Consider the following 1,506-nt stretch of genomic DNA (forward strand, 5'->3'; position numbering starts at 1 on the left):
TGGCAGGCCAAGCCTTTTTACTACTGTTGATTTTATCGAAGCACACGATAAAGCATTTGAATTCTTTGGTGGAAGCACTAAAGAGATTGTTTATGATCAAGATAGGCTTCTTGCAGTTGATGAAAACTTTGGTGATGTAATATATACTGAAGAATTTCAAAAATATGTGGACTTTATGAAATTTAAAATTAGATTATGTAGACCATATGACCCAGAAAGTAAGGGGAAAATAGAAGCGGTAGTGAAATATGTTAAGAATAATTTTGCAAAACATAGAATTTTTGAAGATATAGATTCATTTAATAAATCCTGCTTAGAATGGCTCGATAGAACAGGCAATGCAAACGTTCATGGGACAATAAAAAGAATACCGAAAGAAGTGTTTGCACTCGAAAAACAACACTTAATTCCGGTATCCCCAAAACAAAATTCACCTAAGAACATTTTAACCTATGTCGTTAGAAAAGACAATACCCTATTGTATAAGCAAAATAGGTATCAATTACCCAAAGGAACTTATGAACCTGGTAAAAAGGTTAATGTTGTTATCGAAGGTGAATTTATCAAAGTTTTGGATATTGAAAAAAATAATTTAATAGTTAAGCATAGGATATCCAATGAAAGGGGGAAGTTGATAAAACTTTCGCATCCTGAAAGAGATAGAAATACTGAACTTGATAAGCTTTATGATGATGTTTTTAGATTGCTTGGCTTTTCAGAAGAAGCTAAAATCCTGTTAGATGAAATCAGAAAAGAAAAAGCAAGATATTTTAGGGATCAATTAAGTCTTTTAAAAAAAGCAGTAGAAGGCATTGATGCTGATGTAATTAATAAAGCTTTAATGTATTGCTTGGAAAGAAGGATGTATTCAGCTACGCTTTTTAAAGAAGCGGTTGAATATTTCAATCTTAAAGAAAAAGAAAAAATAGGCACAGAAAAACAGAAAACAAATCCTATCCCTGAAAAATACAAGAATGTAAAACCTGACATAAGAAGCATTGAAGAATATTGTAAGATAATTGGAGGGATAGGGCAATGGATAAGATAAAGATAATCAAAGATTATGCGAGGAATCTTAAGCTTGGGTATATACGGGATAACGTCCAGAAGATTATTGATGATGCAGATAATAAAGATTTATCATACCATGATTTGATAATAGAGCTATTAAAGGGTGAGATAGAGCAAAGAAATAGAAAGGCACAGGAAAGAAGGCTAAAACAGGCTGGATTTCCTGTGATAAAAACAATAGAAAGCTTTGACACAGAGTTTCAAAGATCAATAACTAAAAAGCAGATAAACAGGCTTTTAGAGATGGACTGGATAGATAATATATATAACCTAATATTTTTAGGGCCACCTGGAGTAGGTAAAACGCATCTTGCAATAGCACTTGGATACAAAGCTGTTGAAATGGGATACAAGGTAAGTTTCACAACGATGGACAGGCTAATGTATCATTTAAAAACACAGGATATATCAAGGAAAAGCAAAAGTAAAATAAAT

At 32.1% G+C, this 1,506-nt stretch carries 1 protein-coding gene and 1 pseudogene; both read left to right on the plus strand.

Annotated elements, in window-relative coordinates:
• Positions 1-1,048 (plus strand): annotated as a pseudogene (locus CAAU_RS09895) (DDE-type integrase/transposase/recombinase); the annotation flags it as partial.
• Positions 1,036-1,506, plus strand: a 471-nt coding sequence (locus CAAU_RS09900; RefSeq protein WP_040306492.1) for an ATP-binding protein, incomplete at its 3' end; no start/stop codon positions are given. The pseudogene CAAU_RS09895 and the gene CAAU_RS09900, both read left to right, overlap by 13 nt.

Origin of the sequence: Caloramator australicus RC3, from assembly GCF_000297115.1 — a bacterium.
In the GTDB taxonomy this organism is placed as follows: Bacteria; Bacillota; Clostridia; order Clostridiales; family Caloramatoraceae; genus Caloramator; species Caloramator australicus.